General features: G+C 71.2%; 6 protein-coding genes and 1 pseudogene. 4 read left to right on the forward strand and 3 right to left on the reverse strand.

Annotated elements, in window-relative coordinates; genetic code table 11:
* Positions 1 to 7: 7 nt before the first annotated feature.
* Together ABD817_RS26240 and ABD817_RS26245 are read left to right on the forward strand one after the other, a co-directional pair.
* Positions 8 to 526 (forward strand): hypothetical protein, encoded by a 519-nt coding sequence (locus tag ABD817_RS26240; RefSeq protein ID WP_344920805.1) that lies wholly within the window; start codon positions 8 to 10, stop codon positions 524 to 526.
* Positions 523 to 1,614 (forward strand): TerC family protein, encoded by a 1,092-nt coding sequence (locus ABD817_RS26245; RefSeq protein WP_344920806.1) that lies wholly within the window; start codon positions 523 to 525, stop codon positions 1,612 to 1,614. The genes ABD817_RS26240 and ABD817_RS26245 overlap by 4 nt, the downstream gene beginning before the upstream one ends.
* Positions 1,615 to 1,666: 52 nt before the next feature.
* Here the strand turns inward: ABD817_RS26245 and ABD817_RS26250 are convergent, their stop codons facing one another.
* The 3 genes from ABD817_RS26250 to ABD817_RS26260 all read right to left on the reverse strand — a co-directional run bounded on the left by ABD817_RS26250 (position 1,667) and on the right by ABD817_RS26260 (position 4,651).
* Complete coding sequence (locus tag ABD817_RS26250; RefSeq protein WP_344920807.1) at positions 1,667 to 1,855, reverse strand: hypothetical protein; 189 nt, start codon at positions 1,853 to 1,855, stop codon at positions 1,667 to 1,669.
* 596 nt (positions 1,856 to 2,451) lie between these two features.
* Positions 2,452 to 3,201: a GntR family transcriptional regulator gene (locus ABD817_RS26255; protein ID WP_344920808.1), complete on the reverse strand. Its 750-nt coding sequence runs from the start codon at positions 3,199 to 3,201 to the stop codon at positions 2,452 to 2,454.
* Positions 3,202 to 3,328: 127 nt separating this feature from the next.
* Positions 3,329 to 4,651, reverse strand: coding sequence for an MFS transporter (locus ABD817_RS26260; RefSeq protein WP_344920809.1), 1,323 nt, complete (start codon positions 4,649 to 4,651; stop codon positions 3,329 to 3,331).
* Between the two features lie 99 nt (positions 4,652 to 4,750).
* On the opposite strand from ABD817_RS26260, the gene sucC reads away from it, so the two are divergent.
* Together sucC and ABD817_RS26270 are read left to right on the forward strand one after the other, a co-directional pair.
* Positions 4,751 to 5,914 carry an ADP-forming succinate--CoA ligase subunit beta gene (gene sucC, locus ABD817_RS26265; protein WP_425583406.1) on the forward strand — a complete coding sequence of 388 codons (1,164 nt, stop codon included), beginning with the start codon at positions 4,751 to 4,753 and terminating at the stop codon, positions 5,912 to 5,914.
* 79 nt (positions 5,915 to 5,993) lie between these two features.
* A pseudogene (locus tag ABD817_RS26270) lies at positions 5,994 to 6,525 on the forward strand (succinate--CoA ligase subunit alpha); the annotation flags it as partial.

Below are 6,525 nucleotides of genomic sequence, written 5' to 3' on the forward strand. Positions count from 1 at the left end.
CGTGCCGATGCGACAGGACGCTGAACTGGCCCTCCCCGGGGCACTGATCGGAGTCGTCGCCGGCACCATGGCCGGGGGGCTGACCCTGCTCGCAGGGCAGTCCTCCGGCTGGGCCGCGATCTCCGCACTGACGCTGGCCCTGCCCCTCGGCCTCCTTGGGGCGGGATACGGCGTCCTGCTGGGCCATGGCCTGTTCAAGCCGGGGTTGTTCACTCCGGCGGGCCTGTACTGGCTGGCCGGCTTTCCCCTGGCCCGGCTGTTCCAGGAGGCGGTCACCGGCCTGGTCGTCTTCGGCCAGGTCAGCCTTCCCGGCGGTACGGCCGGATTCCTGGCCTACCAGGCCATGGTGAGCCTCGGCTTCGCGATCGGCTTCGTCTGGTTGCACGAGAGGCTCATGCCCCACTGGTTGATGCGCCTGAGAGAGCGCAATCCGCAGGCGCGCGAGCTGTTCGCCGCCTACGTTGAGCACGCTGAGGCGCTGTGGCATGCCAAGGAACGCCGCCGCGCACGGAAAGGAGTGCGTTGAACATTCCCACCTGGGTGTGGCTGGTCACGATCGCCGGGTTCGGTCTCATCCTGGCCATCGACTTCTACCTCGTCGCGCGCAACCCGCGAAAACCGTCGTTCCGCGAATGCACGTTCTGGGTGGCCTTCTACGTCTCGCTCGCCGTCGCCTTCGGCGTGGGACTGCTGGTGGTCACGGGGCCGTCGCACGGCGGCGAGTTCTTCGCGGGCTGGATCACCGAGTACTCCCTCAGCGTCGACAACCTGTTCGTCTTCCTGCTGATCATGAGCCGCTTCTCGGTGCCGGACCGCTACCGGCAGAAGGTGCTCCTGATCGGCATCGTCCTGGCACTCCTCATGCGCGGCATCTTCATCGCCGCCGGGGCGGAGGCCGTGACCCGCTTCGACTGGCTCTTCTACATCTTCGGCGCCTTCCTCATCTACACCGCGTGGAAGCTCATCGGTCATGAGGAGGAGGAGGCGGAGTTCTCCGAGAACATCGCGCTGCGTACGGTCAGGCGGGTCGTCCCCACCACGGAGACCTACCACGGCTCGTCGCTCTCCGTGGTGGTTAACGGCCGCCGTGCCGTCACCCCGATGCTGATCGTGATGGTGGCGATCGGGACCACGGACCTGCTCTTCGCCCTCGACTCGATCCCGGCCATCTTCGGGCTGACCAAGGAGCCCTACCTGGTGTTCACCGCCAACGCCTTCGCGCTGATGGGGCTGCGGCAGCTGTTCTTCCTGATCGGAGGGCTGCTCGACCGCCTGGTCTATCTCAGCAAGGGCCTGTCGGTGGTCCTCGCCTTCATCGGCGTCAAGCTCATCTTCGAGGCACTTCACCACGACGGCGTCTCCTGGGCCCCGGAGATTCCCATCCTGGTCTCCCTCGGGGTCATCATCGGCACGCTGACCATCACCACCGTGGCCAGCCTCCTCAAGTCGAGGAGCGACCGCGGCCGTACCCCGGCGGACCAGAACGGCCCCGCGGAGGGTCCGGCTGCCGGTCCCACGGACCCGGTGACCGACCCCTCCCCCTCTTCCGACGCCGTCGATCCCGATCCCGCCGGCCCCGCCACGAAGCGGAGCGAGGCGCACGCGGACGGCTGAGGCGCGGCCGGCCGTCGCGAGCGGGTGGTCTCCACGGAGGCCGCCCGCTCGCTCATTTGGGAACGTCGATCCCGTCGGTCCGCTGCTCGGTCGCCCAGCGGCGCAGATGGCGCTCGGCGTTCTCCGCGGAGCCGTACTTCCGCATGGCCGTCGCGAGGCCGAGCCCCATCATCCGGCCGTCGGCGGAATAACCCGCTGATCCAGAGGTGAGAAAGCGGAACCTGTTGAGAAACGCTCTCATCGATCATCACCACCAATTCTTTCGTTCAGTATCTGCCCTGGGTGTTTCACCCAAACGGGCCAACCGTGAATTCTGTGTCAACTAGCCTGTGAGCTGCTCGGACCGGGTGGGAAGGGCCTTGGAATGGTGGTATCCCGTGACGGTCCGCGCGGGATACCCGCGCTTTTCCGCGCCGGTCGGTACGGATTAGCCGGTGCCGGCCCGCACGGATTAGCGGATGCCGATCCGTTGGAGCGGCAGGCTTCGGCCCGTGCGTGATCGGCCCATGTCGGTTCGGTTGATTCGTCGGTTCGCCGGTGCCGGCCCGCAGGGGTCCGGGGCCGGCTCGCACGGGGTTCGTTCCGCGCCTGCCCGGACGTGCCTGCCCGGACCGGGACGCGCGTGATCGTCTCGTGCCGGATCGGACCGGCAGGAGCGGGTTTCTGGTGATCAGCCCGTACCGGACCGAACCAGCACGGGAGGGGACGGCTCGCGGCGGATCGGCCCGGCGCGAGCGGGGGAGCGGGGAGCTGAGAGCGGGAGCGGGTCGGGATCGGCTCGCGCCGGCCGGGGAGGGGCGGCCCGCGCCGAGGGGGCGGAGCCGGGGGAACGGAGGGTCAGCTCGCGCTGAGCGAGCGCGGGCGCCGACGGCGGGCCACGGGCGTGGGCTCCTTCGGCTCGGCGGGCTCGGCGGCCCGCTGCTCCAGGTAGGAGGAGCGGGTGTGCTCGGTGTGGTCGCGCATGATCTCCGCGGCCCTGACATCGTCGCGCGTCTCGATGGCGTCGATCAGCTGGCCGTGCTCCTCCCAGGAGGCGCGGCCGCGCTGGCGGGCCACCGGTGTGTGGTACCAGCGCACGCGGCGGGAAACCTGGGAGGCCAGCTCGGCCAGAACCGTGTTTCCGGACAGCTCGGTGACCAGCGCGTGCAGCTCGGAGTTGGCCGCCACGGAGGCGTCGATGTCGTCCGCCTCCAGGGCCCGGAGCCCGCGCGCGCACACCTCGCGCAGCCGGGCCACGCCCGCGGCGTCCGAGTTGAGCGCGGCCAGCCGCGCCGACTCGGTCTCCAGCAGGGCGCGTACGGCGAGCAGCTGGTCGGCCTCCTGCACGGTCGGCGCGTGGACGAACGCCCCATGGCCGGGGCGGAGGTCGACCCAGCCCTCGCCGCTGAGCATCTGCAGCGCCTCGCGGACCGGCTGGCGCGACACGCCGAGCAACTCGGCGAGCTCGCTCTCCGCGAGGTGCTGGCCGGGGCTGAGGCTCCCGTTCACGATGAGCTCCAGGATCGCCTCGAAAACGCTTTCCCGGAGGGTGGTCGGGCGCGGGATCTTGGGCGCCGCTCCCGAGTTCGCCAGTTCCGACCGCACCATGTCTCTTCAGCTCCAGGATGAGAAAATGTGGCGGCCCCTCATCTGGCCAGCCCATTGTCTGTTGTCGACTGCCTACAGTATACAGTTTCGGACAGAGTGTCCGTCGTGAGCCTGATCACACCATCGCTCACCCCGGAAGCGTGACCGGATGGCCAGGCTGACGCAGTGTGGCGCTGAGGCCCGCGGCGGCCAGCACCAGGCCGGCGGCGAGGAAGAACGCCGCCGCGTGCCCGGACGAGGTCAGGGCCAGAGCGGCGAGGCCGACCCCGACGAGCCCGGCGACCGCCTTCGCACTGTAGACCACGCTGTGGATCGAGGCGGTGTGCCTCTCGCCGAAGTATTCGCGGACCAGGCTGGCGATGAGCGGATAGAACGCGCCCCCGCCCAGGCCCGCGGGCACCGTCGCCACCAGGATCATGACGGCCGACCCGGTCACCGCCCCCCAGGCCAGCAGCAGCTGCCCGAGGCAGAGCAGGGCCAGCACGGCGCTGAGCGCGCGCCCCCGCCCGGTCGTCTCGGCGTAGATCATGGCGCAGGCGCGTCCCGCTCCGTTGAGCACCAGGAGCAGGGCGACCGCGGCCCAGGGGGAGAAGCCGCCGAAGGTCGCCAGCGCGACCACGTCGAAGATGGAGACCGCCCCCGCGCAGACCAGGATCGACACCAGGGTGGGAAGCGAGCCGGTGCGCAACGCCTGGCTCAGGGAGAACTGGCGGACGGCCCGGGGCTCCCTGCGCAGCGCGACCCGGTCGTGGGCCCAGGCGCGCGGGTCGATGTGGGCGGGCCACCAGTGCGGCGGCGGCAGGCGTACGAAGGCCGCCGCCAGGCCCACCGCGGCGAGCGCGACGGCCGCGGCCACGGTGAACGCCGGCTGGAGCACGCCCTCCGCGCCTCCCACGCTCACCGGATCTCCGTTGAGGCCGGCCACCACCGCGAGCGGGGCCGTGCCGTAGGCGAAGGCGCCGGTGGTGAAGCCCACCCGCGTGGCCGGGCGCTCGGGGTACCAGCGGGCGACGGCCTCGGTGCACGAGCCGTACACCAGCCCGGCGCCCACGCCGCCGAGGAGGGCGTAGCCCGCGACGACCACGGGAAGGTCGCGGGCGAAGGCCACCGTGAGCAGCGCGGCGGCGCTGAGCGGCGCGCCGGCCCACAGCGCGACGCGGATCCCGAGCGCGCCGCGCCGCAGCAGCAGCACGGTGGGCAGGGCGACGGCGGCCTGGCAGACGATCCAGACGGCCAGCGGCGCCAGGGCCGGGGCGAGCGGCCAGCCGCGCGCCTGCGCCAGGGCGGGCACCGCCGCCGCGTAGCCGTACTGCATGGCGCCGATGGAGGCCATGGCGGCCCAGGGGAGCCAGAACATCCATGACCGGGGGCGGTTGATCAGATCCTGCGGGGTGTCGCCGACGAGGTAATCGCGTCCCCGCCAGTCTCGTACGAGCTGCGTCTTCTCCATACCGTATGGAATATCCGTCGCCGGAGTCCCTGTCGAGGTCTGGACGGGTAGATTTCCATACGGTATACCGTCTACAAGAACCATATCCAGGGAGGTCGCGTGGACCTGTTCGAATATGAGGCGAAGAAACTCTTCGCGCGGCACGGGGTCCCCGTCCCCATCGGCGAGGTCGTGGCCACCCCCGAGGCCGCCCGTGCGATCGCGGCCGGTCTCGGGGGGCCGGTCGTGATCAAGGCCCAGGTGAAGACCGGCGGCCGGGGGAAGGCCGGGGGCGTGCGGCCCGCCCCCGGCCCCGCCGCCGCCGAGCAGGAGGCACGGCACATCCTCGGCATGGACATCAAGGGCCACATCGCCGAGACCGTCCTCGTGGAGACCGCCACGGTCCCGGTCGAGGAGTATTACGTGGCCTATCTCGTCGACCGGGCCAACCGGTGCTTCCTCGCCATGGCGTCCGTCCACGGCGGCATGGACATCGAGGAGGTGGCCGCGACCAAGCCCGGGGCGCTGATCAAGATGCCGATCGACCCGCTGACCGGGATCGACGAGGGCGCCGCACGCGAGCTGGTGGCCCGCGCCGGCTTCCCCTCCGACCTGCAGAACGCGGTGGCCGAGGTGCTGGTCCGCCTCTGGCGGGTCATGGTGGAGGAGGACGCCCTCCTGGTCGAGGTCAACCCCCTGGTCTGGACGGCGGGGAGCGCGATCATCGCCCTCGACGGCAAGGTCAGCCTCGACGAGGGCGCGGGCTTCCGCCACGACCATGCGGCCCTGACCGCCGGGCCCGGCGACGGCGGCCTCGAGTCACGGGCCAGGGCCAAGGGCCTCAACTACGTCAAGCTCGACGGCCGCGTGGGGGTCGTCGGCAACGGCGCGGGGCTGGTGATGAGCACCCTCGACGTCGTCGCCCAGGCCGGGGAGCGCTTCGGCGGGGTCCGCCCGGCCAACTTCCTCGACATCGGCGGCGGAGCGTCCGCGCAGGTCATGGCCGACAGCCTGGAGATCATCCTCTCCGACCCCGACGTCAAGTCGGTCCTCGTCAACGTCTTCGGTGGCATCACCGCCTGTGACGCGGTGGCCGACGGCATCGTCTCCGCGCTCGGGCTGCTCGGCGACCGCGGCCTGAGCCGCCCCATCGTCGTGCGGCTCGACGGCAACAACGCCGAGGAGGGCCGCCGGATCCTCACCGAGGCGGGGCACCCCGCGGTCCGCCAGATCACGACCATGGACGGCGCCGCCGAAGAGGCGGCCAGGCTCGCCGCGGCATGAGCGGGCCGACCATCGGACCCGGCGAGCCCGCCGGTCCCGCCCACGAAGGGCACGCGAGCACCGAGAGGGAGTGGCGAGCATGGCGATCTTCTTGACAGGCGACAGCAAGGTGGTCGTGCAGGGCATGACCGGCGCGGAGGGGCGACGGCACACCGCCAGGATGCTCGCGGCGGGCACCGACGTGGTCGCCGGTGTCACGCCCGGCAAGGGCGGCGGCACGGTCGACTTCGCCGAGCGGAGCGTCCCGGTGTTCGGCACTGTCGCCGAGGCGATCGCCTCGACCGGGGCGGACGTCTCGGTGGTCTTCGTGCCGCCGAGGTTCGCCAAGGCGGCGGTCATCGAGGCCGTCGACGCGGGGATCGGCCTCTGCGTGGTGATCACCGAGGGCATCCCCGTCCACGACACGCTGGCCTTCTGGGGCCACGCCCAGGCGGCGGGCGGCAGGACCAGGATCATCGGCCCCAACTGCCCGGGGCTGATCAGCCCCGGCGCCTCCAACGCGGGGATCATCCCGGCCGACATCACCAGCGCGGGCCGCATCGGCCTGGTCTCGAAGTCGGGCACGCTGACCTACCAGCTCATGTACGAGCTGCGTGACATCGGGTTCTCCA

This window comes from Streptosporangium oxazolinicum (assembly GCF_039537505.1).
Lineage (GTDB): Bacteria > Actinomycetota > Actinomycetes > Streptosporangiales > Streptosporangiaceae > Streptosporangium > Streptosporangium oxazolinicum.